Genomic DNA, 25,284 nt, shown 5'->3' on the forward strand with positions numbered 1-25,284 from the left:
CAACCACTTCGAAACCCAGCTTCAAACAACGTCCCAACTCTGGCCGGCTTAACTAGACCACCTCACTGCCGGGTACGCCCGCAGTAGGCGTACCCGGCAGGGTTCGGGATGTTGGTGCGTAACCCCGCATCTATAACGAAGCAAAAGCAACCTTTTCCTCGTGCTAAGGCTCCTCCTCCCAAACCCTTACTCTTCACGTGCGATGAGAAATCTATTGGTGCCCTTCCTCTCTCTCGTTACCCTCGTTTCTTGCCAAAAAGAAGACTCACCCGAGGTAAATAGTGGTAGTTATCCCCAAACGTGGCAGTTAGTTAAATCGACGTCGTCTTCGACGAATAAAGTCAAAACAGGCGCCGAGCTTCCCTATCAAGAAACGTACGTCTTTCAAGCCGATAGCACGTTTACCAAAACGCGCCAAACAGGTGGTCAGACAACTCAGGCCAGCGGTACGTTTTCCGTGCGCCCTTACGGTAGTAGGCACTATACCATCCTTACTTACAATGGGACTACCGACCTGCTGGGCACTTGTTACTCGCGCTTGTTGCGGGAGGACCTCGCCTTTATAGCCGCAGACACGCTTCGGAATACGTGGGAGGCCTGTGATGGACCCCGGCTCGAATACAAGAGAGTGGAATAGCCTTACCCATGCAGGGGTAGCTAGTGCTTGAGTAGCCGCTTGTAGCGCTTCACCGTGCTCTCACTAATGCCCGTTACTTCCACAATTTGATGTACGGATAGCCAGCCGCTAACGAAGTCTTTGCCTTAGCTTTTCCCCACCCACGCCCGAGGGTCGGCCCATGTGCTTGCCTTGCAACTTGGCCAGCTCGATATCTGCTTGGCGCCGCTTGCCGTTGCTCTCCCGCTCGAACTCTGCCAGAGCTGCGAAGACCCTGAGCACCATGCGCCCGGCTGGCGTGTCGGGGTCGATGCCTAGATCAAGCGAGACAAACCCTACCCCCTTCTTGCTGAAGTAAGCCGCCAACCGGATCACGTGGGCCGTTTTGCGACCGAGGCGTGAGAGGCAGTTGACCGTCACCGTGTCGCCAGCCCGGAGCAAGCCAAGCATCTTCTCGAGTTCAGGCCGGCTCGCGCTGGCTCCCGAAACTTTTTCTTAGAAGATGCGCTCGGCCCCAGCCGCCGTCAATTCCAGCAGTTGGGTATCGAGGTTCTGATCTTTCACCGAAACCCGGGCGTAACCAAAATGCATAAGGCAGGTCAAAAAGGTTGGGCCAGAAAGTTGCCGCCTTCTTTGTACGTGGACCTACTTTTTGGTCCCAACTTTTGCCTAGGACTAGGCCTCCAGCTCACCGCGTACCGAGGGAACAGTTTGATACACCTTTATGGCCTACCTCCTCGGCTCACTCTTACCTTAACTAATGTAGCAGTGCGGAAGGCACTCATGACCGCTACAGCGAAAGTCCCTATATTACTGTCCAGCAAATGAGCAACGCTGGCACTACTATTTTCTGCTCCCTATTTCCCCTTATTATATCTTCTCCCTTGGTCTATGCTCGCCTTCTATTGGACAAGCTTGTTACTTCTTCCCTTACCAGTGTTCAGCCAGTCGCAGCCGGGAAAGCCTGAAAAGACTGTCTACGTGGGCTTGGAGGCAGGCTATCATGCGTACCGCTCGGGCTTTAACTGGATGGGGCAAGGGGTAGCCCCCACGGTGACCGTAGGGACTACTCTACAACCTGGCCTGAGTCTGCAACTCGGTCTTAGCACATCCCAGCGCCGCTCTGAGCACCGGGAACAATGGGTAGATCGGGCTTCTTATCCCCAACCGTTCCCCATCTACGCCCACTATCAAACCCGGCTGCGGACCGTGCAGCTGCCGATATTGCTGCGCGCCGATGTAGGCCGACCGGCCCTAGGACGCCTTCAGGCACAAGGGGGCGTGGGAATCACGCTGATGGTTGATATGCAGACAAACAAGTCTACCTTGGCCGACAGCACTTGTACCATCTACTTCTCCGACACGGACCAGTACCGAAGCTTTGGCCTGGGCCTAACTGGGGGAGCCGGGCTGTGCTATGCGGTAGGCGCGCACATAGACCTGACAGCGCAGACACTGGTGACATTGCCCCTACGCTCGCTAGGGTATGGCCTCAGCAGCGTGGGGATGACCAGCATGGTGTCCATTGGCACACGTTATTATTTTAAAGCGCGCCTGCAATCTGAAACAATTGGGAGTGTTAAGCCAAGCAGATAGGGGATAATAAGAAAAGAAACGGTTTGTTAACCCTGGTGAGCCCTTGAGCACCATCCAAAAAGATCTCGTAAAAACGCCTTTTCTGGGCCATCACCGTAGGCAGAATATGTAGCCAAAAACCGAACTCATCCTGGACACTTCCTTCTACAGAACTGATCAGTTAAGACGGGCTTATTGGGCTGGTTTTCCTGATTTCGTTCCCACTTTCCAGGCTATCGTTTCACCAATCATGGCTTCCAAGCGCGTTGCGGGGGAATGCTAAATCGAACGTTACTACATGGAGAAGGGCGAAAATCCTTTCTCCCGTTTCACTTTCAACAATACCTGCAGCCGGTGCGCTTCGCGGTTGCCCTTTTTGGTAATTAACGTGTAGTCCAGCGTCACCGAAATATGGTTGGTGGAATCGGCTAAGGGAATACAGTAAGGATGTACGCTTCCCTAGATAGCGGGCCAGTTGGCAGTAGAGAAAGTCGTATTTTCACCACCTGACGACTGACCAATGAAAAAAGGACGATTCAGCGAAGCCCAAATCGTAGCGATTCTGCAACAGCAAGCCAGCGGGCAGACCGTAGCCCAAATTGTGCGCGAGCCCGGCTTGAGCGAGGCCACGTTTTATGCCTGGAAAAGCAAATACGCCGGGACCAGCGTGGCCGAGCTAACCCGGCTCAAGCACTTGGAAGAGGAGAATAAACGGCTGAAACAGATGTTCGCCGATTTGAGCCTAGAAAATCAGGCTATTAAGGAGATCCTGCGAAAAAAGTAAGTAGCCCTGCGGCGCGGCGCCAGGCAGCGCAGGGCTTAGTGAGTAAAGGCTGGAGCCAGCGGCGCGCGTGCCTTGGTCGGACTCGCGCGTAGCAGCTACCACCTGCTGGTACCGGGGCGCAACGACGAGCCGGTGCAGCACGCCTTGCGGGCCTTGACGGGACATTACCCCGGCTGGGGCTTCTGGGAGCTACATCACCGCTTGCGCAAGAATGGGCTGCTAATCAATCACAAACGCACCCTGCGCATTTACCGCGAGCTGGCACTCAACCTGCCTCGGCGCTTGAAAAAGCGCGTGCCTGCCCGCGTGAAACTGCCTTTGACCGTGCCAGCAGCGGCTAACGTATGTTGGTAGCTCGACTTTACCAGCGATGTGCTCACGGATGGCCGTCGCTTTCGGACGCTGAATGTGCTCGACGATTATAACCGCCAACTGCTCGGCGTCGAAATCGACTTCTCCTTACCAGCTACCCGCGTGGTGCACGTGCTGACGCGCTTGGTCGAGTGTCATGGCCCACCCACGCAGCTGCGCACGGATAACGGGCCCGAGTTTATCAGTGCCCGCCTGAGCGACTGGTGCGAGCAGCAGGGTATTGCGCTGCACTGGATTCAGCCGGGCAAGCCGACCCAAAATGCGTATATCGAGCGCTTCAACGGCTCGTTTCGGCGCGAGCTGCTCGACGCTCATCTGTTTCGCTCACTGGCCCACGTGCGCCAGCTGGTGGACGAGTGGATGCATGACTACAACACGCAGCGGCCGCACCAGGCCTTAAATTTTATGACCCCACTCGAATTTAAACAAGCGGCTTAACCTCTACCAATCACTGGCTTGCCGAACGGGGAAGCGTACATTTATGCCCTGAATGGCGGCGCATTTGGCCAAGAGTCCTTGGGCAAGATTTTCTATTTCGCTCCGGACAATTTGCACTGGGAGGCCACGAATAAAACCTACTCGGAATTTCTGCTTTTTTGCTTCTCCGGAGACCTAAAGGCGTATTACCGCAACCTTCGCTGGAAAGGATGGGAGCAAGAAGTTGGTGCCCTGACGGGCACGCAAGGGTTAGCCTGCTATCCATGCTTGTTCACGAAAGCGGGCAAGAACGTGGCCAAGGATAAACGAGGGGTGGTGCCTATTCAGGAGTTATGGGTATTTGGGCAGGATATGCAACGTCAACTGGACGGCCCACGATAACTACCGTGGCTGTTGCAGAACTTAGCTGAGGCTCTACAAAGCTGCCCGAGCCGCAAAGAAGCTGAAAACGCTTGGAAAGCGCCACTTTGGCCGCTGCTAGCGCGGGAAACCATATTGTGAGGCCTAATGGAGCGGTCCGCAACAGCCACGAGCTTTTGAATAACCAAAACTCATCCAAGGCACTGCCTTATCTCTATACCCCTTCGCGCCTGAACTCCAATTGGGCACGGCGCTGTCCCTACCGATCAGCCCCGCTACACCTCATCGGCGCAGGCCATCGCGTCCGAACGTGTGCAGCAGGGGCTATTGTCACCTTGGATTACACCCCACTGGAGCTAGCAGGAGTTTGTCGGGACCATGCGCAGTGCTGCCGGATCGTCGGGCCTACCATCGAACCTTGCTTGCTGCCAACTCACCGATTAATCATGAGCTTGGTGCGGGTGGTCTGCAGGGCGGTCTCCAGCTGCAGGTGGTAGAGGCCGGAGGGGAGCGGCAACTCCAGCGCTTGCCCCAGGGCCGGCCCCGTCAGCGCCTGCTCCCAGACGAGTTGCCCCTGCAGGTTCCACACGCGCACCATCCCACCCGGCCCCGGGCGGGCACTCAGGCCCAGGTAAACCGAGCCGGACGAGGGGTTGGGAAAAGGCCGCAACGCCTGCACGCAGCGCTGAACGCGAATGGAGTCACCGGTCGACAGGGCCGCGCAGCCGCTCGCATCAGTCAAGGACAGAACCCGGCTGACCCCCGTTGAATCGGTCGTGAAGGAAAACGGCGACGTCGCGACGCTGAGTTGCTTCACGCCTTCCCCGGTCTCGTAACGTAACTGCCAGGGGGCGGCCCCAGTCAGGGCCACGGCCATGCGGGCGGGACCGTCGCAAATGATAGAATCACCCGTCAGGGTAGCCGTGGGCCGCGGGTTGACGAGCAACTGCGTCGTTGCCAGGGGAGCCGCCAGCCCGTCGTCGCTGACGGCCAAGCGCACGGTTTTTGCGCCCGGCGTGGGCCACTGCACCAGGTAAGGCCCCCGGCCGGTGCCGGACACCACCGTGCCGCCGCCAAAATCCCAGCTAAGCTGGGCCGTGGGCCCCGCGTTGCCGGTGTAGGTGATGCGCACGGGTTCGCCAGCACATGCTATGGACTGCGCCGCTGTCAGGGCCGCCGTGAGGGGTATAACGAACGACTGCTCGGGGGCAAAAGCCGACCCCAGAAAGGACGCGTCTATGGCTTGGACGCCCCAGTAATGGCGGCCCCCGGGCAGCCCCTGCAGCGTGAGGGACCGGGCGGAGCCGGCGTTGCCCATGGCCGCGATGGCCCGGGTGCCGGTGAGCGGATTGGCCAAAGCGGACAAGTGCGCCTGTTTGTTGGCTTGCTTGCCCACGTAGAGGTTGTAGTTCAGGCCCGGCGTTGGCGTGTGATCGTCTGAGGCGGCCGACCAGGAAAGCGTCACCGAGGTGCCCGAAACCGCGGCGGCTTGGGTCGCGGCCGGGCGGGCCGGGGGCCGGTTGACGGCGACGGTCTCGTTTCGGTAAATCTTCGTTACGCCGTTGTACAGGCCCAGCACCAGCAAGTCCAAATCCCCGTCGTTGTCATAGTCGCCCCAGGAAGCGTCGCTGTCCCGAAAGCCGCGCAGGCGGCTCTGCGCTTCGGTTACTTCCCGAAACGTGCCGTTGCCGTTGTTATGGTAGACGATGCTGCGCGTGCTGCTCACCACCCCACTCAGGAGCAACAGGTCGGATAGGCCGTCGTTGTCGGCATCGCCCCAAGCCAGTGAACCGTCTTCCACGAACCAGAAAGCGGTTTGTGTGCTGGCCGTAAACGTACCGCGGTTGTTGAGGTAGAGCACGGAATGGTACTGGTCATTTCCGTTCACCCGGTAATCGCCGGAGACCACCAGATCCGGATCGCCGTCGGCGTCGGCATCGGCCCAGGCCGCGTCGCCCCGGTGTTGGCCGCGGATGAGCGCGGGGGTGGCATCCACAAACGCATCCCGGCCGTCGTTGCGGTACAGCTTGGCGGCCGACGCGTTCCCCGTCCAGCCGGAAACGAACAGGTCCAGGTCCCCGTCCTGGTCGTAATCGCTCCACGATACCCGGCCCGTTTGGAACAGAAACTGCAGGTTCAGGTTAGGCACTTCGGTGAACACCCCGTTACCCGTGTTTTTGAATATGCCCGTTTTGCCATTGCCGGCGAGCGCAACGTCCAGGCGGCCGTCGTTGTTGTAGTCGCCCCATTTCGCTTCGCCGTGGTACATGGCCGGCAGCTGCGCACTGACCAGCTCTTCAAAACGCCCGCCCCCGACGTTGGTGTAGATGCGGGCAATGGGTCGTTTATCGTTGGCGGAATTAACCGTCGCCCCGCAAAGGAGCAAGTCCGGGTCCCCGTCGTTGTCGTAATCCCCCCATTCGACCGAGCCCACCCCAACGCCCGCAAACTGGGCGGTGGGGACGGGGGTAAAGGCGCCCTGGGTGTTCGCGTACAACGCCGTCGTCATCGTGCCGCTCGCGTTGACGCCGCTGATAACAAAGTCCAGGTCGCCGTCGCCGTCGTAATCGCCCCAAGCATTGGCGCCCACCCACAGGTTCTCTATGGAACTGGGGGTAACGTCCGTGAATGTCTGGGCCTGGGCCTGCGAAAATGAGTAAAGGCTGAGCAGGGCAGTGGTAACGAGTGATTTCATGCAAAAAAGAAAGTGGGCGGGGCGGGAACAACGGCAGGATAAAGTATCGTCATTTTTTCGAAGCAAGCACTAGACCCACGGCCCAAAAGAGATGCAAGCTGCGCAAAAGCCCCATAGACCAGTATTAACTTGGGTGCTCCCTCCATAGCCCCATGCCCTTCAAGCTTTCGTTTCCTTGGGGGTGGCTGGCTGCCCCGCTGGCGTACTGCTTGGTCCGCTATGTGGCCAACCCCAACGACCACAGCATTGTCCCCGCTCTGCTGGGGCTGCTCTTCTCCTTCTTGCAATATGTGGAGCTCCGGGGCGCCGTCGCGCTGGGCAAGAACTGGATAGCTGCTTATCTACGCATTAAGCACGAAGGGTTCAGAAGCGGTGGCAAGGTAAACGCTCTCTGTTTAGTTGAAGGAGGAATTGACTAAACAAGAGAAAGGGCCTATGCCGCCTTGTAGAAGGCATTTATTCTGTCTAAAAGTGGGCTCAAGGGCTTGCGGCCAATCATGATGCTGTAGAATTGATTGTTAACGGAGCACTCTATTACTTGTCCGTCTATAATCTTTAGTAGATACGGAAAGCCTTTGCGCTCTTTTACCTCCCCCAGCATCTTTGCCAAGTATTTACCATCAGGGCCAGCGTCCACTTCGCGCCGCTCAACGAAAACAACCTGGACAGATGGGGATAACGCCGGCAGCAAAACTTCGCGGATATACGCAAGACTGCTTTTGCGATTATTGTAATAAAAGAAACAGGTGCCGTTCATTCTAGCCAGATACGCGGTGTAGTTTTTCTGAAACTTTTTATCGCTTATATGGGCATAAATAAAGAGGAATGGAAAAGTCGGTATTGCCAGAATAAGAAACACAAAAAATAGCGGCAACAGCCATAGTAGCTCCGCATTATCAGCTATTTTCTGCCGTAGATTTTTTAGGATTTGAAGCATGGAGAGTGGCTATAATCTCATTGGTATCTAATCAGAATGTCAAGAGTACACAGAAACAGTCCGTTCCTAAATCGATCACGACCGTAGATTGTCTGCTTCAAGGTACAGTGGTTAAGTAGTAGGTAGTACCCTTTTACTTGAGGACGATTAGAAAAGGGCCACGCAGTCCTTATTACAAACCTGAACGTTCCTCCTTAGCATGTAACCAGCCCGGCGGTGCTTGATTAGCGGGGCAATGCACTCCGTGCTATATGCTCTGCTCTGGGAGTGGGACCTTCTGGAACGGGCACCGACGATACCGGTACCAACGCGTTGCCGCTACCGGCCCGTTATCGGTATCAGTAGCGGCACCATTAACGACCGGTACCGGTACCGTTAACGGCGTGCACCACGACCAACTGACTCAATGCTGCTACTTGCTTACCAGGGAATAGGTTATTCCCACCGTTCGCTTTCTTATTCCCAGGGCCTGTTTACTGCCCGAAAGCACGAACCAGGGGAGCTTGCAGGCAATGTCTCCCTCGCCTCGGCCTCGCGGTACGAGCTGGCTCCCCGGATGCACCGGATCCCACTCCTACTACCGGTGCCGTTATCGGTCCCGGTAGTAGGAGTGGGATCCGGTGCCCCTAGCCGTGCCGATACCGGTAGCTTATCTTAGCTTATTCGTTTTTACTAGAAAAGGTCGCATCCCACAGGACGGCTCATGACCGCTCATGACCGCATGCTTGGACAAGACCATGAGAACTCTGCTCGCGCAGCCGGTACTGGCTCCGGCCATGAAGCGGCGACCAGTACCTAGTGACGGGCCTTTCCTCCCTGCTGTTTCCGGCCGGTTCGCCCTACTCCTTGATTAGCTTGGTGGTGTAGCCGCTGATGGGTTCGCGTAGCAGGTAGAGACCCGCGGGTAGCGTCTGTACGTCCAGGGGCTGCGAAGAAACGCGGCCGCTCCGGACGACTTGGCCCAATTGGTTGAGCAGCTGGTAGGGGCTGCCAGTGGTTCCCCGTAAGGTCAAGAAAGCGCTCATCGGGTTAGGAGACGCTGTCAGACCTGTCGGCGAAGCCCCTGCTTGAGTAGATAAGGGCAAGGAAGCCGGCTCTACTTTTACGACCCAAAAGTCTTGGTCGCCCCGGCTGGCTTGGGATTTGTCGCCCCCAAGGCCGGAATCAGAGCGGCCTCCCAGAAGGTACCCCTTATCCTGCGTCTGCTGCATGGAGAAGAGATAGTCGGACCTCGTGCCGCCATAGGTTCGATCCCAGAGCTTGGTGCCAGCGCCAGTTACTTTCACTAGCCAATAATCGTCGAGCCCTTGGCTAGGCTGGGTTTTATCCCCTCCCTGGCCGGAGAACGAAGTCCCGGCGAGGATGGCCCCGCCATCCTCCGTTTGCTGCAGGGAGAGCAGAAGATCGTCGTCACTGCTGCCAAAAGCGCGGTCCCACAGTTTGGTGCCGTTCGCATCTACTTTCACAAGCCATTGATCGAGCTTGCCCTGGCTGGGTTGCGTTTTGTCTCCATCGGGGCCGGACTGCGAACTGCCCCCCAGCAAGTAGCCCCCCTCCCGGGTGGGTTGCACGGCAAACAGGAAGTCATAGTCAGTGCCGCCGAAGGTCTTATCCCACTGTTTGCGCCCGTTTGCGTCTACCTTCACGAGCCAATAATCGCTTACCCCGCGCCGGGCATCGGTCTTATCGCCCCCCGTGTCGGAATAGGAAATGCCGCCCAAGATGTAGCCCCCATTAGGGGTCAGTTGCACACTGGTCAGCTGGTCGGTCTCTGCGCCCCCGTAGGTCTTATCCCATTGTTTCGTGCCGGTGGCGTCGACTTTAACCAGCCAGTAGTCCGCGAAAAAGCCGCCGGAGTCCTGGGTTTTCTCGCCGCTACTGGTGGAATGGGAATCGCCCCCGAGGATATAACCCCCATCCGGGGTTTGCTGTAAGGAGCGGAGGTAGTCATTGCCGCTTCCGCCGAGCGCCTTGTCCCACTGCTTCTGGCCCGTGGCATCCAGCTTCACCAGCCAGTAGTCACTACGGCCTCGGCTCGCCTCGGTTCGATCACCGCTCACGCCGGAGGTAGACCAGCCACCTAGGATGTAGCCGCCATCACGGGTTTGCTGTACGACTTGCAAATGGTCCTCGTCCGATCCACCAACCGTTTTATCCCACTGCTTGCTGCCGTTGGCATCGAGCTTGACGACCCAGTAGTCACTGCTGCCCCGGCTCATTTCCGATTTGTCGCCGCTGAGGCCAGATTCCGATTCGCCCCCTAGAATATAGCCGCCATCAGCGGTCTGCGCGAGAAAACGTAAGTCATCGGAGCCACTGCCGCCAAAGGTCTTGTCCCATTGCTTGGCAGGCGCTTGGGCCGTAGCTGGCTGGGCGAGGGAAGTGAGCAGAAGGCCCGTGGCCATCAGCACGTAGGGTAGTAGTTTCGTCATAAAGAAAAGCTCTTATTGGATCGGACGTAATAGCCCTAAATGAAATACGGCTACAGGGTATTTGGATATATCTAATAACCTTGCAACATGGCGGTAAATATACCCAGAGCTGGCGCATTCCAGTAAACGAATCCCCTGCTCCCGCTTGTTTCTGGCTCTTGATAGCAGGCAGCTGTCTACTGTTGCCCAGAAATAAGCGGGATCTTGTTAGTCTTAGTACGGCCGTGACAAGGGGGGCGTAAGCATTTCCAAGTAGGTGCTTCGAATACCTAATTGTTACTGCGGGCGGGCCAAGCCACAGGCGGATTATGGCACCTGGCGGTGGTATCCAGCGATAGCCAAAAGATGGGGGTACGGACCCGGGCCCCTTTACCGCCCAGGGGCGATGGGGCGCTAAAAGCAACCAGAGCCCGTCTTACGGAGCAAATGGTACTCTTTTCCGCTGCTGACACCTCGTATGCCGATTCAGAAACGCCCCTTTAGTCTGGAAATAGCACGAGACACGGTTTATGCTAACGGTTTGCGTGCTCAGCGTAAAGTGCCAAGGGAAAGCGCACTAGGTCTCCCACCAAGTCCTGAGCGGTCGGTAGTGTAGCCAGGCAGCGAAGCGGGTTAGAAAGATCGGGCTAGGAAAGCACCACCCACTTTTTTACGTGATCCTACTTGTCACCTCCTCTTTCGCCGAAAGAGCGGCTCTCACCGCACCAGATTCGATGGGGGCCATTAGGGTATACCTTCTTGATCCTTTCCCTGGATCTTTCCCTGGATCGAGAAGCTAGTCATAATCTAGGAGGTCAATTTTTCTTTAACCGCTCCAGGGGCGGTGCCGTGCCGTAAAGCCTGATAGGCTGACAAACAGCAGCGGCCTAGGGTGTATCTGTAACCGGCACGTTGGTAAAGGTCCCGGTTAACGTCAGATCGCAGCGGCGGGAAGGCGAATCCGTGCTGCGCGCCCGCGGGTCATACACGCCCGTCAGCGCCAACTGAAACTGGCCACTGAGCATGTGCTGCTGAGTATTGTAGGCTGTGAGGGTAAGGCTGCCCGTGACAGCGCCCGTAGAAGGCAGCCACCAGCTATCGTAGAGCCAGGATTCTCCACCGCCTGGTCTGTCCGACTTGTCTACCCCGTACGCGTAAAAGGGGGCTTGGCCGCGGTTAACGGGGGCCTGGAAGCGGTAGCTGCCCACTAAATCAGCGGGCATTTGGGCGCGAGGGACACTCATCACCAGCCGCTCTTGCCGGGAAGCGGAGTGCAGTAGAAGAACGAATTCAGTAGGGCTGAGTCGGCTTGCGACCTGCAAGATGGGGCTTTGGTACGTCGTGTCGTGGCGGGCCGGGCGGGCTTGGTCGAGATACACGACCGTGCGACGATAGCTGGCCTCGGGGTTGGGCGGCACGTTGCCCGGGTCATCCATACGCGAGCAGCCGGTGAAAGCGAAGCCTATGAGAGGAAGGAGTACGGCAACATGACGTGTAAAGACCTGTAGCATGGTAAAGTAGATAAAACAAGTGTTGATGAGCGAATACGATTGTAGGGCCAAGTTACGCCTCCAGTTGACATGTCATCCACTGCATGTCCTAGCTATAGAAATCAACTGTTTGTTGAGTGCCTTCAGCTGTCCAACAAAGGGTAGGCAAAACCTGTCCAGAAACCGGCGTTTCCGAGGCTATTTGGCAGTGTGCTCAGCGTGTACAGCAAAAGGAGGGTGGCTGTTGCAGAACTGTCAGCAGGGAATGGCAATGCTCGCAACGGCGAACACTGCCGGCTACACATGCTGTGTAGCGCTACTATTCGCGGTGCACTAAGGCTCCTATATACCTGTACTACACTACCGATAGTGTTCTGCAACAGCCACGTTTGTTTTCGGACTCGCCTCGGAAAAATAGTAGACACATTGCTCTTTCCTTCTAGAGCTCGGCTTGGTACTTTCCTGAGAAACGTTGTTTGCGGCGCAGTGATTGCTGCTGGTCACTAGGCCCCCGCCGTAAAGCGTAAGCGTTTGGCTTGGTGTCGAATGTGTTGGGGCAAGGTATCATCTACGGCCAGGGCGCTTAAGTGTGTTATCAACTCAGTATCTAGGGGACATAGGCAACCCAAGGCAGGGCCCGCTCAACCCAGTAGGCGGACCCACTGGTGAAGGCCAGCCGCACCAGGTCCCAAACAGGAAACATCGTCAGGGCATCGGGGCAGTGGGCCGGCAACCCCGCCAAGACTTGGGCGCGGAAAAGAGGGTAGGCGTGCTCTAGCAAAGGCAGCCAGACCAACGTAGTTTGGGCTTGGAGAGCCAAGGCATCGGCTTGGTAAGCGCCTTTACGAACTAACCAGTGCTCACAGCCCTGCAGATATAAAGCAAGGCTCCCGAAAGAACAGATGAACAGGGGAGTTCCAGCTAACGGAGGCGTATGAGCGGGCATAGTATGCCCAAGGTAGCGGACAGCTGCCGTTTATAGAAGACAGAACCCCCATATTAAGGACTGATAAGTGGGTGTTATTGGTCCACCTAAGGCCTGATAGAGTTTAGGTTGCTCGACCTTGCTGTTCACCCCAAAAAGCCTCCAACAGAATGAAAGAGGCTTTTTCAGGAGGGTGGTTAGTACGTATCTACGGAAACGCCCGCCGCTTTGGGGTCCTCGCCATACGCATTGAGGCCGCTATCGCCAGCCGCAAACAGCATCCAGAAGGCATAAAACGGAATCATTTGGTACCAGCCACTATTGTTGCGGTCGTGGCATCGTTTAGTGCCTTGAGCAAGTAGGAACCAGGCACACGGAATAAAGACGGCCAGCATAATCAGGGAGTTACCCGTTCCCTCTTCTGGTGGAAACACTACCTGCAGCAGTGAGAGGACGAACATATAGGCCAAGTAACTCAGGCCGTATTCAGTGCGGCGGATACGACCAGAAAAGGAAAAAGCAGAACGAAACATAGAAGTGATAGAGAAAAGAAACACTACTAGGCTGCAACTTAGTAATTATATTTCACCGGTTGTGCCTCGTTCGTGCTTTAGAGCAATGCAGGAATGGCATTTAAATAGTTTCCGTGTCCTGAAGCAGTATTTTGGATGCCTTAGCGGCAGCATAACAGCGGAGACAAGAAGAGCAATCGTGCAGTGTGATCGTGAAATAATTAAATTTTTAGGTACTGGTTATTTCACAGAATTTTCCTTTCGACTGGAATAGCTGCTCACAAGGAATCTTCGTTCTCGTGTTTCTGAAGACAAGGGACTGCCATAGGATGGAAGTGTCCAGCCATGCCTACGGTATTCGCCTCACCGCAGGCCCCCTGTGTCGCCCCTAAACAGAGGCCGTTCTAGAAGAGCTAGTGAATAAGGAGAATTCCATATTGCCCTTGGAACATTCCTGCTACACGTAAGGCTCCTTTTCCTATCCCGTCCTGATTCGGCTGCCCCGGGTGCAAGCACCTCATGCGCCGCTACCGGCGCCGGTACCCGTGCGGGTACCGGCCGGAAAAAGGGAAAGCGCTCTTGCCCTGCGGCGGCTTGCCGCCCAAGCCAGGGAGGTGCGTGGCCTACACGGCTCCCGTGCGCGGGTGCGCGGGCAGAAAACAGGCCCGAGGGGCCGCAAACGCGTTGGGCGGGGCGGGCTTCCCGCACGGACCCGCACGCCGGGGCGACGTAGGATCGGGAGGCGGGGGGCGACTAGCCGGTACCCGTGCCGGTACTGGCGCCGAAGCGGCACGGATACCGGCACGGGTACCGGCCGGTATCCGTGCCGGTAGCGGCTCTCTAACTGCAAGACATCTGCACCAGCACAGGGCGTACAACGCGGGGCGAGCTCGTCTCTGCCCACGCCTAGTACCGTCAGGCCGGTTACAGGCTAAGGAGGAAGCACCAGACTTGCAACGAACCCGGTCAAAAAAGGCGATGAGGTAAGTAGGGTCGGCGTCCTATTGTCACGGCTTCACATTCACTCGGCACTTGGCCAATATTTGGAACTGCAACTCGATGCCCTGCAGAAGGCCGGGGGCGAGACCATATTTCAAGAGAAGTTATTTCTGAGGCACTTACAGAACCCGTTGTGGGACGTGTGAAGTAGCAGCCGACAAAAGAACAATTAGCTTTTGCTGTCTCTACTGCTGCTTCGCTGCAGTAGCATGAATGACTACCCCAGTCGAGGTGCTTCGATTTCGCTCCGCATGACGAACTGTTTAGTTCGTACTTTCACCTACGGTGGCCAGGAATGATACTTATGCGTACTTTGTTATAGAAATGTAGAAAACCTGAAGATTATGAAAGCTACTGGCAAAAGAATCGTAGACCGTTACCCACACCTACAGGATGGGGAGGAGCGCCAGCAAATGTTGGTACGTAATGCTGTGGGCTCGGCTCGCGTAGAAGGCATCAGAGCCGATGAAAGCCGTCTGCATAGGGTAGTGGGCGCTTCAGCTACGGAGTCGGGGGTAATACGCTTGCGATAACCACCTGCATTGGCTCATAATCGAGTCTCCCAGCTGCTTGCACTGCTTGCACATACTGGTTAAATCTTTCTGGCTCGGCCAATGCTTCCCACTGGAAGCTGGTCGAGCCGTTTTTGTAGGCCATGAGGTTAGCCAACACGCGGGCAGTGCGGCCGTTGCCTTCCCGAAACGGATGGATGAACAGCAGTTCGGCGTGGACGTGGGCCACATCGCGTGTCAGGGAAGCGGCATCGGGCCAAGTGTGGGGCAGTGAACGTAGCATGCTCCGTTCGAAATCTGCCATGCTTTGGGGCAAGTGCATGGCAGCCGGAAACGTAAACCCGCTTTTGGAAAGATTAACGGTGCGATATCGTCCCGCGAAGCCGTAAACCCGGCTAAGGGCGCGACGATGAATTTCCTGAATGTAGGCAACGTCAAATAGCTCGTCTTCGCGCAACTCATTAAGCAAGCTCTGCTCGGCAAGGAGGAAGCCTTCGGTTTCAACCTGCTGCACTTCCTCCAATGATGACAGCCCCAATAAATTGGGTAGCACTTCGGCTTCGTCGTCGGAGGAAGAATATTTCATTGTTGCTAAGTTATGAGTTCTGTAGCTTGTTGGCGGCGCTCCAAAGAGTTTGTCGAGTTGGGTATCTATCATTCATCAGAACAGAGTACATAGGAAAGGGCTGATTCGGGGCTGTCCTGCTGCTGGTTGTTGGTCGTGCTAGCTGAGATGCAATGAGCACCTGTTAGTGGAAAGCCACATCTACCTTTTCCCTCAAGGGCTCACGCAGAAGAAAGTTAAACCAATGCTGAAATTATTTTATCTAATAGTTCGACAGAAAAGCGTCCCAAAAATGGCTGTTTTTCGGGATGCAAAGCCCGCTTGTACCACCCTACCGCTTTATCGTGGATGAAGGCTACTTGTCCAAATCATCTTACAAGGAGAACATTTGAGAGCAGCAGTACCCGGCATATAGTAGGCTTTACCAACCGGGGGGAGCATCCACCAGTTTTGCCGGCCCCTCAGGCAATGGATCTTCGCTAAGAAAACCGCCCCTGGATAGCTCGGCTTTTAAGTTCTGACAGCGTACGCTCAGCTGCACGTAGCTGCGCAACAGCTCCCGTAAGGGCCTCGACTTCCGCAGCCAGTAGCTCCTCTGCTCGTCGCTGGCTGGCTTCCAGTTGCTGAACATACCCGGACTGCTCGGCTTGCTGGAGCCGGCCAGCAGCCTCCTGTTGTGTAACGCTGATTTCTTCTGCTGCAAGCTGTTCTTCCAGCTTTGCAAGTGCTGTTTCTTCGCGTCCAGCAGCAAGCTCCTCCTCTGCCAGTCGAAGGTTAGTTTTTCGGATTCGATGAAATGTGTCTCGTCGTTGCTCCAGCTCTGTTCGTCCTCGGCTAAGCGTGCGGCTTCGCTCTCGTTCTTCTCCCAGAGCATCTTCAAGGAGTCGGCGAGCTGGCTCAGTTCGGCGCCGAGCTTCTGCATGCGCCTGTCCACCGCCTGTTGATAGGTCAAGTGCTGCTGCTGTAAAAGCGCGTCGTACTCGTGTTGTAGCTGTGTTAACGTCCTGCTGCTTTCCTCGAAGTGCTGATTGCTCTCGGATAAGGCAGATTTCATCCTCCTCAATCGGTCCAAGCACTCGTTCTGCTTCTGCTCGATATGCTGCCTGATACGCGCACTCCTCGTCTGCCTGAGCTGCTGCATCCGCTCGGTCCGCTGCTTCATCCGCTGCTCGGTCTTTTCGGTTCTCTGCTGCTCGTTCTCGGTCGCGCTGGGTAAAGTTGTCGCGTACGCTAGGCTCTGCCATAAATCGTTGAAGTGCTCTAATTCCCTCTCGAAGCTCGAAGAGTTGGCATTCGTAGGACTCGGTGCCCGGTGCTGGTATCTCGTATAAATCGCTTCCAGCCACGCCCGCTGCTGGGGTTGCATCAAACCCAAAGGGGGGGTGTTGCTCTCGCTCACGGTGATAAAGCCATTTTCGGCTGCTGACCCCATCTAGCAACCGTGCAATTTCCCGGTCGGAAGCTGAAATGGGAATAGTGATTTCTAAGGTATTGAGCTGCATCCGCTGCAGGCCCACCAACTTCTGATAGTCTACGGCATGGGTAACGTGGATTTCTACCAACAGTAAGGCTTGGCCCTGGGCATCGGTAAAGACAATATCAGGCCGGCAAATCAACTCGCGGCCGTTCGCTGGCTCGTGTAGCTGGTGCTCGGCTAAATAGAAAATTCGACCATCTGGCGCTGCAAAAAGAGAACGTTCCGCCAGCACTTGAGCCGACTCAAAACGTTCTGCTGGCCGAAGGGTTGGCAGCTGGCCTTCGTAGCCAGGGGCCTGATACGGCTGCACGTCGGATACGAATACCCAGCGACGCTCCTGCAGCATGCGCTTGGCTTGCTTATGGGCGTGGGACTCATCCTGGTAGTCGCAGTGTTCTCCAGGCGCCCATACCCGAGCCTGGTGGCGGAAATAGGGCGTGCGCTTAGGTCCTTTGCAAAAGGAAAGTGGGCGACGGCAGCCCCGGCAGAAGTATTGCACATTCCGGGCCTTCCGCGCATCGGCTACGTGAACAACTTGCTCTAATTCGTCCATAGCAAAGACGAACCGGCGCTTGCGTAGGGAGGAAGTATCAACGCTCATTTCAGAAAGGCAGGCAACTCCGATACCCTCACGTAGGGCTGCGAAAAATAAAGCAGGGCATAACCACGCAGCAGAACATCTCCTGGGATTTCATCACAGGCACTGTGCTGGAAAGTATGCAGGAAAACGCCTTTGGCACGCGGTTTAAATCTGTGAATGTACCCGCCTACACGCGTTACGCTAGTTTGCGCTCTAAAGCAGAGAGTAATGCCAATAAGCATATTCTTAGCCCCATAGCTCAGTCGTACACCTATAAACTGGATGCCAATGACACGCCCCAGGAATTACTGGGCGGCTCGGTGCAAACTTGGTCTAATACGTGGACCAGACGAGTGGAAAACAATGGCCTCTATACTTCTATTGCAGCTGTCACACCTATCTGGCGCCCACAGGCTAGTTACGCTTGGCGTGCGCCACTGGTACGACCTACCGGAGGAACAGCAGTCGGAAGCTTTACGGACTACAACTGGGCCACTGGTGCTTCGCAACATCCTGCCTGGCAAAAGCTTGCGGAAATAGGGCAAGTAAACGAGTACTCAGCTGGTCTTGAAACACGGGCCCCGCTTAGCGACGCAACCGCCGTCGTTAAGTATGGCTATAATAACAGTCAGGTTCTCTGTCGAGCCCAAAACGCCCGGTATGGAGAAATTGCTTACTCAGGTGCGGAAGATGCCCGGCCGAACACTACCTTTTTTGGGGGTGAAGTGGGAGGAGCCGCCTTAGCTTCCATTGATGTTAGCCACACCGGTCAGTTTAGTGTTAAAGTAAATTCCGCAAACCCAAAGGGATTTTCATTCAACACGCCAATCTCTACAAATGAAGGGGCAAAACCAGGTCGCGCATACCAAGCCAGTGTATGGGTGTATAGCCCAACAACCGTTTCGCCGGATGGACGCCTAGTTGCAACGTTGGTTGATGGAAGTGCCACTACCACCTTGGCTTCGACATCCTTGACCACAGCAACTCCCGTATTGCGAGCTGGTGCTTGGTGCTTACTGCAATCCACTTTCAACGTTCCTGCATCAGCAGTTGGTAAACGGTTGGAAGTTAATTGTCAGACAACAGGAGGCACGGTCTATTTTGACGATTTCCGCGTCGCGCCCCTCACGGCCTCACTGGAAGCCTTTGTGTATGACTCACAAACCTGGAATCCAACATTCCAGTTGGATAGTAAAAATTTCTACACGCAGTTTGAGTACAATGAGCGTGGGCAGATGTATAAAACCTACGTGGAAACCCTGTCACCCACTGCCCCACGTCGGCTACTGACAGAAAACACGAGCAATTACGCGCGTGACCGAAAATTTACAATTTCAGCATCTGTTACCGCTGGAAGTGGGTCTGTCACACCAACTGGCACTACTACACTGTATGTAGGCGATGATCTGCTATTGGAAGGGGCAACACCATCTTGCTCCTGGGCTCTCTCTGCGTCTTTCCAAGTAGATAATGTTACTTATTGGAACAATGCGACCCTTTCCGACGGCACTCAATTCCACGTGGTGAACAATAATGTAGCCGTCTCGAATGTCAAGGGAAACCATTCCGTGCAGGTAAGCTTTATCGATTATGGTTACCCTGCACAAGGCACTTGGATGGAGCAAAATTGTGAAACGAATAGCGCTGGTTGTTACACCGGCAATACCATCTGGGTACAAGCGGACGGGTGCGGCGGTTATATGAATCGTGAAGTCCGGCCAGCCAGTGACCGTTCCCAATGCGTGAACCCTCCCGGTAATAATTGCGAGGTAATCGTACAAGAATAGCCTTTAACTTACTCAGCTGAATGCCATGAGAACTGTCCTCCACCTGTTCAACTTCATCACAATTGCCTATCTGGCTTCCGCTTGTGGGAAAGACAAAGCTGAGCCAGTAGGAAGTGTTGCAGGAGAAGTCCGGATACTAAATGAATTTGGTCAGCCTGTTATAGATAGAAATGGGGTAAAAATTAGCACTTCCACAGGTAGCACTCAAACCAATTCAACAGGTCAATATGAGTTGAGAACATCCAATGGAACGCAATCTATCACCTATGAAAAACCCTATCTGGGTACGTATAGGTTAACAGACAAAACCATTCAGGGAGCTGTCACGCAACCACTCATCACATTAGGTACTCAACCCATCCGCGGAGTGCTCAGTATTGTGATAAAGCCCGGTAACAACGCCATATACGTCCAGGGGCTTATGGGTGACGTGACTCCACAAGGACTTCCTCCGCGTAAACACCGGCTATTCCTGCATACCGCACCCGCATCTCCTCAAGAATATACACTCACGACAAGTGGCGAAACGAATGTTAGTGATGATCAATTTTTTGACGTCATCACCTTTGATCAACTTCGAGCGGCAGGTCTACTACCGGGACAAATGATTCACATGCGGGCGTACAGCGATAACACATTTGCGGATACCTATACTGATCCTATGACGAAGAGAAAAGTATATCCGGCACTTTCCAAGTCTGGTTCCAATACGGTGACCTTTACCTATTGATCATCAGATCAGGGACGGCAGAATTGAATAGGTTTGCCAGATAATGACTTCATCAAATAGCGTTCTGGTGGAGCAATAGTCTTTTCACGCTCATCGGATGAAACATCTTGCCTCGGCGGGTCTGGTAGCCGGATTCATTTAAGCGGGCGGCAATTTCCCGCAAAGTCACGCCTGTGGCCCGTAGCAGCTGGGCCAGCTGCGCGGCCTGCCGATTGTGCAGGTTCACCTGCGCGTTGCGCTGCAACGACTCCCGCGCCTTTTCCCGGGCCGCCGGCGTCAGGTTGGCCGGGGTACCGAGGCGGAAGCCCCGGGCCTTCTTGGCCGCCAGCGCATCCCGCGTGCGGGTGGAAATGGCCGTGGCTTCCTTTTGGGCCACGGCCGCCAGGATATGGAGGGTAAACTCATCGGCGGCAGGCAGGTCGACGGCCTTAAAGCGCACGTGACTTTCCATGAGCGCCGCGAGGAAGGCCACGTTGCGGGCCAGCCGGTCGAGCTTGGCCACGAGCAGCACGGCTTGCTCCTGCTTGCTCCTGCTTGGCCCGGGTGATGGCCGCCTGCAGCTGGGGCCGGGTGTTCTTACGCCCACTCTCAATTTCCACAAACTCCGCCACGATGTGAGCCCCACTGCCGACGAAGGTGCGCACGGCGGCTTGCTGGGCTTCGAGGCCGAGGCCGGACTGACCTTGGCGGGCGGTACTCACGCGGAAGTACGCAACATAGCGTGTCATCGAAAAGCTGGGATCAGGGAGAAAGTAGGGCAAAATACGGGTTTGTCACATGTGTTGAACGGACCGTTCAACTAACGTGACACAGGCAGGCCAGACTCACAAACGCTTACTGATCGCCTGGACTAGCCGCCGCTGACGACGGGCAAAACGCGCGCTCACTACCCCAGGTTTGCACCACTATCTAACCGCTGCTGCTCCTGGTGCAGAAAGGTCTGCAGTTCCGCTTCACTGGGCAGGCCAATTTGGTATTTGCTCACAAATACTTGCTCCGACAGCCCCGTCGTGGCATAATGCACCAACGACTCATTTTTCTGCGCACACAGAATCAGACCCACTGGCGGGTTATCTCCCGCACTCATTTCGTGCTCACGGTAGTAGTTCAGGTACACGTTCATCTGCCCGGCATCGGCATGACTAAAGGCCCCGATCTTCAAATCCACTAGGACGTGGCACTTGAGAATGCGGTGGTAAAACACCAGGTCTACGTACAGGTGCTCATTGTCGAAAGTCAACCGCTTCTGGCGGGCTTCGAAGCAGAAGCCACGCCCCAGTTCGAGTAAGAAGGTCTGCAGGTGGTCGATAATGGCCTGCTCCAGTTCGCCTTCGCTGTAGCTGGGCCGCTGCTCGAGGCCGAGGAATTCCAGGACATACGGATTCTTCACCACGTCCCCTACCTGTAGGGGCTGCGTACCGGCATGACCGGCGAGCACCGCGGCTTTATCCGTCGAAAGTCCCGTGCGCTCATACAAGGCCGACTGAATGGCGCGTTTGAGCTCGCGCACGGACCAGTGGTTGGTCACGCTCTGCACCTCATAAAAAGCCCGCTGCAAGGGCGTATCTAGGGTGAGCAACTCAATGAAATGCGAAAAGCTCAACCGCTGCAGCAACAGCACAGGATCAATGCCCACCCGGATTGTCGCGTCTGGTAATTGGTCAGACACTGTCTGACCAATTACCGGCAAGGAAAGCCCCGCGGCTTGCAAGGTGCTAGCCTGTGCCACCAGCAGGCGCGGGTACGCCTGGTACAACTGACGACAGAGCTTGAGGTTGGTCTGGGAGAGCCCGCTCACCCCCCGCGCCCGCAAGCTGCGCGCTAGTTCCACTAACAAGCGCTGGCCATAGGCAGCCCGGTCGTGGCCAGCTTGCTCATATTCGGTCACATAGTAGCCCACCAGCCAGTTGCGAGCCGTTAGCCAGTAGTTGACTTGTTGCACGGCCGCGCGCTGGGCCAGGGTATGCAACTGATCCAGCCGGTCGGCCAAAGAGAGAAACGTCAGGTCGGGCATAGACCCGAAGATACAGGAGTAGGGGTAAAGAAGAGGAGTGTATAGAGGGCAGGCCCGTTTCCGTCTCTAGGACGTTCCTCCTTGGCCTGTAACCGGCCCTAGCGCTGGGCGTGATGCCTTCCGGAGCGGGCACCGCTACCGGCCCCCAACCTGTTTCCTGATCGTCTCCCCTCTCCGTGCCGCTTACAGGGGGCCACGCCGGGCTGGGGCGTTGCCGCTCAGAAACAGCCACCTGCTAGGAGCCGGCCCGCAGCAGCCTCCCTGGATAAAAACAAGATCGGGGCTGGTACTGCTGAGTGCTCTCTTGCTGTTTCCCCCTGCCAGGCAGAAGCGAACGGCAACGGAGCATTCTAGAAGAGGTGAGGCGCAAATTCCGCATCGGCTTCTTCGGGCGGAAGTTCCAAGGCGATAAGACCGTACTCCGTGTGGAACTCCGCTTTCAATCGCTGCAACCTGTACTCGGCCTGCGCATCGTTTGAGGCCCCTTCCGGCGTGCATGCTTCTACCGAGAGACCTAATAGCAGTCGTCCATGCGGGCTGAAGTAGAGCATCGGCCGGTAGTGCGGGGGCTGGCCGCGAAAGTAGAGGGTAAAGGCCCGGTCTGCTTGGGCCAGCCCGTACGCCAGCGTGTTGGCCAGCGTGCCGGAGACAAACCCCTCTGGTGAGCCGGTGGGTCGCACTTTAACATCGTCCCGCACGGCGTCCTCGCTAAGATCGGCGTAGGCCGACAAGAAGCGGTGGATGCAAGTCAGGGTGCGCTCGCGGGTAGCGATGCAAATGTCCAAGCCGGGCGGCATGACGTCGAGGGAGAGCGTACGGTCCGCCTTGCGCACGCAAACGGTCAACGAGGTGGGGCCCCAAGGTACGACGTTGGCCCTACTTTCCGGTCCCTATGTCGCCTATCCCAACCCGTCCTGTCAGCTGGGGCTCGTTAAGGTGTACCTTAATGAGCCAATCATAAAAACTGCTAGCCCGGGCTTATCAGGCCTTGTAGGATGCAAAAATGTTTAGCTGGACTCATTAGCTTCCCTTTTGATGCCGTCAATGAATAGCGTCGAGCTACCGTCCCAATAACAGAATATACAGCGGCCATCCTTCATCTCGTGGTCACAATTAGTATACCCATAGAGGTAATGTGAGCACTCTGGGCAAAGCGACATCATATGTGAGGAGTCAGCAAAATAGTTACTCCAACACTCGGCACACTTTCTCACTTCTCTTTCCATCGGATAGCGGATATTTTTTAAAGTAATTCCTATGGAAGTGCCTCCTTAAGAGGGCGCAATAAACAGCACCTTTCGGCATACCTAAAATACCTATGTTACTTAAACGCCTGAGCCCGCCCCCCCCCCGCAAAGTACCACGATTCGAAACCAAGGGCGGTGGGGAGAAAACCGCCACTTTTCCGAGGTGGCGGGTAGAGCTCACCTTACGTTAAGCAACTATTCCGGGACAACACAGGAATTTCCTAGTAGTCCACAGAGTGGAAAAGTACTGTTAGTGCACGCCAAGGAAGGCATCTAGTTTCGAGTTTACGAAACTCGCCGGTCACTGCAGCGAAGGGCTGGCGGTTGGTGCAGGGCAGCTATTCAAGGGCAGGGGCGTTTGGCCCAAATGCTGGCGGACTTCTCTCAACGGCCTGGGCTTGGGCTCATGCGGAAGAAAAGAGAACTGGGTCGTAGCTTGGGTATGTATTCCTAGCCCTTCTACCCACACGGATGATGCCCTGTATTCCTGCCCGCGGTGCGCGGCTTACCTTAGTGGGAGGAGCGGCCCAGTGGGGACTCTCAGTGCTGCTCGTGCTCGTCTGCGCCCTGCGCGGCGCGGCGCAAGACGTTGTCGGACTCCCGTTGGTCCGGGAAACGGGCAGCAGTCGGTTTGTATTCTCCACGCAGCCCGACACGGTGCAAACCCCCAACTCCGTGCCGAAGGGGATCAGTCGTTACCTGCTCAAGTACGTTGAGTTTGGGGGAGGCCTTAGCCCACTGCCGGCACAGCGAGTGAATTTCCTCATCGGGCGCGACGTCCACGAGCGCATCGTGTTCGTGCCCGCGGCCGGCCCCAATTCGTTATCGTTCCGGGCTCGTGACCAGCAAGTGTTGCCAGCCACGCCAGGCAATATCCCGCCGGCGACCTTTCGCATCGCCCTAGAGGGAGTGCGCGGCTCCCAGCGGCTCGAACTTCGGCCGGTGGTCTATGCCACGGGGGAGCGGTACGCTTCCGCCCGCGAACAGGACTTGTTTCTTCGGCTCGAACTCCGGGGACACCGGTCCACGGCAACCCTGCCCTTGGGCCCGAACCGCCTCGCTCTGCGCGTGACTCACCCCGGCTACCCGGGCCTCCCCCGGGACCTCGTCTACCCGGACTCCAGTACACAGGTGCGCGTACTGGACGAAAAAAACGCGCCTGTCACCTACCGCCTGGGCGAATCATTCCTAATGCAGGGACACTTGGTCCGGCTCAGCCACCTCACCCCCGCGGGCGACAGCTTGTACGTGGCCGTCACGGGGCCCGAAAAGTCGCCCTCCGCCTATGGGAGTACGCCCCAATTGCTGTTTCAGCCCACGGAAGCGACCGATGTCCGGGGCCACCGGGTTCGGTTGACGGGCACCGAGCGGCCCCTCGTGCTGGACTTCTGGGGCACGTGGTGCAAGCCCTGCGTCGCGCTCACCCCCGCCCTGCACGCGCTACACCGACAGTACGGGGCTTCCATCGACCTGGTGGGGGTCGCCCTGGACGAGCCGCAGAAGGTAAAACACTACGTGGCGGCCCACGCCATCCCGTGGCCCAACCTTGTCGTGCCGGCGAACCAGGCGCATTCCTTGCTCACGCAGTGGGAGATTCGCGAATACCCCACCTTCCTGTTAGTGTACAGGGGAAAAGTTCTCTACCGTGGAATTGGGGCGCGGGGGTTTCAAGAACTGACGCAGCGCCTAGCCCAACTGCCCTAGCAGGCGTTCACGAAAACGGTCTGAGAAGTAATGTTACGATAACTGAAACAAGGGTTCGTGTGTCCCCTTAGCGCTTTTAACTCCCCGTTTATGGCTCCTCTGCATGAGCAGCTGCGGATGGAATACCATTCTCTATTAGGTCTTGGAATACTTGCAAAATGATTTCCAACTTACTCGGGTCTTCGGAGCCAACAAACAAGGCGTCGTTCAAAAAACACTCATACCAATCAGTTGCGGGCTTGATAAAGTTTATCAGGGGGATGGAAGCCTCTTCCAACGCGGTATCGGACACGTTGATTTTAACGCTCCAACCGGGGTTGCTGCCGGAGAGCAATATGAAACTTTCCCGAAACTCCCATTCGCCTTCGCAACGGGCCATGTATCATGCTTGTAGCCAAGTCAGCGTTTACTTCGAGTATAACTAAACGATTTCATTCGAAAAGGAGGGTAGTACTCGCAGGCAGTTCCGCTTATAACTCCTGCAGTTCAGCCCTCGGGACGCGACTGGTGTGCAGGCAGTTTTGGAGCCACCTACCCACGGCTTGCTTCTGTTC

At 56.2% G+C, this 25,284-nt stretch carries 20 protein-coding genes and 2 pseudogenes; 7 read left to right on the top strand and 15 right to left on the bottom strand.

Going from position 1 to position 25,284, the window contains the following annotated elements; all coding sequences use genetic code 11:
- Positions 1-745 precede the first annotated feature (745 nt).
- Positions 746-1,066: a recombinase family protein gene (locus tag IEW18_RS21795; RefSeq protein ID WP_229728879.1), complete on the bottom strand. Its 321-nt coding sequence runs from the start codon at positions 1,064-1,066 to the stop codon at positions 746-748.
- 441 nt (positions 1,067-1,507) lie between these two features.
- On the opposite strand from IEW18_RS21795, the gene IEW18_RS22050 reads away from it, so the two are divergent.
- From IEW18_RS22050 to IEW18_RS19920, 3 genes and pseudogenes are all read left to right on the top strand, one after another.
- Positions 1,508-2,212: an outer membrane beta-barrel protein gene (locus IEW18_RS22050; protein ID WP_188559642.1), complete on the top strand. Its 705-nt coding sequence runs from the start codon at positions 1,508-1,510 to the stop codon at positions 2,210-2,212.
- Positions 2,213-2,711: 499 nt separating this feature from the next.
- A pseudogene (locus tag IEW18_RS19915) lies at positions 2,712-3,785 on the top strand (IS3 family transposase).
- A gap of 18 nt (positions 3,786-3,803) precedes the next feature.
- Positions 3,804-4,166: a DUF2625 family protein gene (locus IEW18_RS19920; protein ID WP_188559643.1), complete on the top strand. Its 363-nt coding sequence runs from the start codon at positions 3,804-3,806 to the stop codon at positions 4,164-4,166.
- A gap of 412 nt (positions 4,167-4,578) precedes the next feature.
- Here the strand turns inward: IEW18_RS19920 and IEW18_RS19925 are convergent, their stop codons facing one another.
- Positions 4,579-6,840 (bottom strand): FG-GAP-like repeat-containing protein, encoded by a 2,262-nt coding sequence (locus IEW18_RS19925; RefSeq protein ID WP_188559644.1) that lies wholly within the window; start codon positions 6,838-6,840, stop codon positions 4,579-4,581.
- A 152-nt stretch (positions 6,841-6,992) separates the two neighbouring features.
- Here IEW18_RS19925 and IEW18_RS19930 point away from each other — a divergent pair, with 152 nt between their 5' ends.
- Positions 6,993-7,259, top strand: coding sequence for a hypothetical protein (locus tag IEW18_RS19930; RefSeq protein ID WP_188559645.1), 267 nt, complete (start codon positions 6,993-6,995; stop codon positions 7,257-7,259).
- Positions 7,260-7,273: 14 nt separating this feature from the next.
- Here the strand turns inward: IEW18_RS19930 and IEW18_RS19935 are convergent, their stop codons facing one another.
- The 8 genes and pseudogenes from IEW18_RS19935 to IEW18_RS22085 all read right to left on the bottom strand — a co-directional run.
- Positions 7,274-7,777: a hypothetical protein gene (locus IEW18_RS19935; protein WP_188559646.1), complete on the bottom strand. Its 504-nt coding sequence runs from the start codon at positions 7,775-7,777 to the stop codon at positions 7,274-7,276.
- Between the two features lie 839 nt (positions 7,778-8,616).
- Entirely contained in the window at positions 8,617-10,209 is a 1,593-nt protein-coding gene (locus IEW18_RS19940) for a T9SS type A sorting domain-containing protein (protein WP_188559647.1), read from the bottom strand.
- Positions 10,210-11,075: 866 nt separating this feature from the next.
- Complete coding sequence (locus IEW18_RS19945) at positions 11,076-11,624, bottom strand: hypothetical protein (protein ID WP_188559648.1); 549 nt, start codon at positions 11,622-11,624, stop codon at positions 11,076-11,078.
- Between the two features lie 661 nt (positions 11,625-12,285).
- A complete protein-coding gene (locus IEW18_RS19950) occupies positions 12,286-12,624 on the bottom strand; it encodes a hypothetical protein (protein ID WP_188559649.1) in 339 nt (112 codons plus the stop codon).
- Positions 12,625-12,800: 176 nt separating this feature from the next.
- Complete coding sequence (locus IEW18_RS19955) at positions 12,801-13,136, bottom strand: DUF805 domain-containing protein (RefSeq protein ID WP_188559650.1); 336 nt, start codon at positions 13,134-13,136, stop codon at positions 12,801-12,803.
- A gap of 1,479 nt (positions 13,137-14,615) precedes the next feature.
- Complete coding sequence (locus IEW18_RS19960) at positions 14,616-15,212, bottom strand: Fic/DOC family protein (RefSeq protein WP_188559651.1); 597 nt, start codon at positions 15,210-15,212, stop codon at positions 14,616-14,618.
- 400 nt (positions 15,213-15,612) lie between these two features.
- Positions 15,613-16,557: a hypothetical protein gene (locus IEW18_RS19965; protein WP_188559652.1), complete on the bottom strand. Its 945-nt coding sequence runs from the start codon at positions 16,555-16,557 to the stop codon at positions 15,613-15,615.
- A 466-nt stretch (positions 16,558-17,023) separates the two neighbouring features.
- Positions 17,024-17,269, bottom strand: a pseudogene (locus IEW18_RS22085) (DUF7828 domain-containing protein); the annotation flags it as partial.
- Positions 17,270-17,385: 116 nt separating this feature from the next.
- Here IEW18_RS22085 and IEW18_RS19970 point away from each other — a divergent pair.
- Both IEW18_RS19970 and IEW18_RS19975 read left to right on the top strand, forming a co-directional pair.
- On the top strand, positions 17,386-19,035 hold the full coding sequence (locus IEW18_RS19970; RefSeq protein WP_188559653.1) for a hypothetical protein: 1,650 nt from the start codon (positions 17,386-17,388) through the stop codon (positions 19,033-19,035).
- 25 nt (positions 19,036-19,060) lie between these two features.
- A complete protein-coding gene (locus IEW18_RS19975; RefSeq protein ID WP_188559654.1) occupies positions 19,061-19,765 on the top strand; it encodes a hypothetical protein in 705 nt (234 codons plus the stop codon).
- A gap of 52 nt (positions 19,766-19,817) precedes the next feature.
- On the opposite strand, the gene IEW18_RS19980 is transcribed toward IEW18_RS19975, so the two are convergent.
- From IEW18_RS19980 to IEW18_RS19990, 4 genes are all read right to left on the bottom strand, one after another.
- Positions 19,818-20,267: a recombinase family protein gene (locus IEW18_RS19980; protein WP_229728880.1), complete on the bottom strand. Its 450-nt coding sequence runs from the start codon at positions 20,265-20,267 to the stop codon at positions 19,818-19,820.
- On the bottom strand, positions 20,194-20,493 hold the full coding sequence (locus tag IEW18_RS21800) for a recombinase family protein (protein ID WP_229728881.1): 300 nt from the start codon (positions 20,491-20,493) through the stop codon (positions 20,194-20,196). Before IEW18_RS21800 ends, IEW18_RS19980 begins: the two co-directional genes overlap by 74 nt.
- A 158-nt stretch (positions 20,494-20,651) precedes the next feature.
- Positions 20,652-21,779, bottom strand: a complete 1,128-nt coding sequence (locus tag IEW18_RS19985; RefSeq protein ID WP_188559655.1) for a PDDEXK nuclease domain-containing protein — start codon at positions 21,777-21,779, stop codon at positions 20,652-20,654.
- A 350-nt stretch (positions 21,780-22,129) separates the two neighbouring features.
- The gene (locus tag IEW18_RS19990; RefSeq protein ID WP_188559656.1) at positions 22,130-22,612 is read right to left on the bottom strand and encodes a hypothetical protein; all 483 of its coding nucleotides are present in this window, start codon (positions 22,610-22,612) and stop codon (positions 22,130-22,132) included.
- Positions 22,613-23,968: 1,356 nt separating this feature from the next.
- On the opposite strand from IEW18_RS19990, the gene IEW18_RS19995 reads away from it, so the two are divergent.
- Positions 23,969-24,730, top strand: a complete 762-nt coding sequence (locus IEW18_RS19995; protein WP_188559657.1) for a TlpA family protein disulfide reductase — start codon at positions 23,969-23,971, stop codon at positions 24,728-24,730.
- Between the two features lie 88 nt (positions 24,731-24,818).
- Here the strand turns inward: IEW18_RS19995 and IEW18_RS20000 are convergent, their stop codons facing one another.
- On the bottom strand, positions 24,819-25,109 hold the full coding sequence (locus tag IEW18_RS20000) for an Imm53 family immunity protein (protein ID WP_188559658.1): 291 nt from the start codon (positions 25,107-25,109) through the stop codon (positions 24,819-24,821).
- Positions 25,110-25,284 lie beyond the last annotated feature (175 nt).

Origin of the sequence: Hymenobacter glacieicola (assembly GCF_014640315.1) — a bacterium.
In the GTDB taxonomy this organism is placed as follows: domain Bacteria; phylum Bacteroidota; class Bacteroidia; order Cytophagales; family Hymenobacteraceae; genus Hymenobacter; species Hymenobacter glacieicola.

Bases quoted from the DNA above. Each gene is read 5' to 3' on its own strand.
- IEW18_RS19975 (WP_188559654.1), top strand. From the start codon at position 19,061: ATGAGAACTGTCCTCCACCTGTTCAACTTCATCACAATTGCCTATCTG.
- IEW18_RS19950 (WP_188559649.1), bottom strand. From the start codon at position 12,624: ATGCCCGCTCATACGCCTCCGTTAGCTGGAACTCCCCTGTTCATCTGT.
- IEW18_RS19960 (WP_188559651.1), bottom strand. From the start codon at position 15,212: ATGAAATATTCTTCCTCCGACGACGAAGCCGAAGTGCTACCCAATTTA.
- IEW18_RS20000 (WP_188559658.1), bottom strand. From the start codon at position 25,109: ATGGCCCGTTGCGAAGGCGAATGGGAGTTTCGGGAAAGTTTCATATTG.
- IEW18_RS19985 (WP_188559655.1), bottom strand. From the start codon at position 21,779: ATGCCCGACCTGACGTTTCTCTCTTTGGCCGACCGGCTGGATCAGTTG.
- IEW18_RS22050 (WP_188559642.1), top strand. From the start codon at position 1,508: ATGCTCGCCTTCTATTGGACAAGCTTGTTACTTCTTCCCTTACCAGTG.
- IEW18_RS19955 (WP_188559650.1), bottom strand. From the start codon at position 13,136: ATGTTTCGTTCTGCTTTTTCCTTTTCTGGTCGTATCCGCCGCACTGAA.
- IEW18_RS19940 (WP_188559647.1), bottom strand. From the start codon at position 10,209: ATGACGAAACTACTACCCTACGTGCTGATGGCCACGGGCCTTCTGCTC.
- IEW18_RS19935 (WP_188559646.1), bottom strand. From the start codon at position 7,777: ATGCTTCAAATCCTAAAAAATCTACGGCAGAAAATAGCTGATAATGCG.
- IEW18_RS21795 (WP_229728879.1), bottom strand. From the start codon at position 1,066: ATGCTTGGCTTGCTCCGGGCTGGCGACACGGTGACGGTCAACTGCCTC.
- IEW18_RS19945 (WP_188559648.1), bottom strand. From the start codon at position 11,624: ATGGATGACCCGGGCAACGTGCCGCCCAACCCCGAGGCCAGCTATCGT.
- IEW18_RS19970 (WP_188559653.1), top strand. From the start codon at position 17,386: ATGCAGGAAAACGCCTTTGGCACGCGGTTTAAATCTGTGAATGTACCC.
- IEW18_RS19965 (WP_188559652.1), bottom strand. From the start codon at position 16,557: ATGCAACCCCAGCAGCGGGCGTGGCTGGAAGCGATTTATACGAGATAC.
- IEW18_RS21800 (WP_229728881.1), bottom strand. From the start codon at position 20,493: ATGACACGCTATGTTGCGTACTTCCGCGTGAGTACCGCCCGCCAAGGT.
- IEW18_RS19930 (WP_188559645.1), top strand. From the start codon at position 6,993: ATGCCCTTCAAGCTTTCGTTTCCTTGGGGGTGGCTGGCTGCCCCGCTG.
- IEW18_RS19925 (WP_188559644.1), bottom strand. From the start codon at position 6,840: ATGAAATCACTCGTTACCACTGCCCTGCTCAGCCTTTACTCATTTTCG.